This window comes from Bradyrhizobium erythrophlei, assembly GCF_042430365.1.
Lineage (GTDB): Bacteria > Pseudomonadota > Alphaproteobacteria > Rhizobiales > Xanthobacteraceae > Bradyrhizobium > Bradyrhizobium erythrophlei.
This window is the reverse complement of the sequence record NZ_JBHMET010000041.1, coordinates 1-502: the sequence shown is the minus strand read 5'-3', so window position 1 is coordinate 502 and position 502 is coordinate 1. Positions and strand designations below refer to the sequence as shown.

The following is a 502-nucleotide window of genomic DNA, read 5'->3' as shown; positions in this document are numbered from 1 at the left end:
GTCGACTCGCTCGACGATGCGGTCGCCCTCGACAAGCATCTGCATGCTCTCCCCGACCGGCCGGCCGTGAACGGGCGCGACACGGTCGTCGTCGTTGGCGGCGGCTTCACCGGCATCGAGACGGCAACCGAAATGCCGGCGCGGCTTCGCGCGATCCTCGGCAAGGATGCCAAAACGCGCGTCATCATCGTCGATCGCAACAAGGCGATCGCTCCCGACATGGGCGAAGGCCCCCGCCCCGTCATCGAGGACGCCCTGCGCAAGCTCGGTGTGGAGACCCGGCTCGGTGCCGGCGTCGCCTCGCTCGACGAATCTGGCATCACGTTTTCCAGCGGCGAACACATCGAAGCCGAGACCGTGATTTGGGCCGCGGGCATTCGCGCCGCGCCGTTGACCCAGCAAATCCCAGCTGAACGCGACAATTTCGGCCGGCTGCTGGTCGATCGCGATCTACGCGTGCCGGGAGTGGACGGCGTCTTCGCGACCGGCGATGCCGCCCGCG

The 502-nt window shown here is 67.9% G+C and carries 1 protein-coding gene; it reads left to right on the top strand.

Going from position 1 to position 502, the window contains the following annotated elements:
• The coding region (locus ACFFWD_RS07015; RefSeq protein WP_376962827.1) for an FAD-dependent oxidoreductase at window positions 1-502 on the top strand (502 nt) is incomplete at both ends.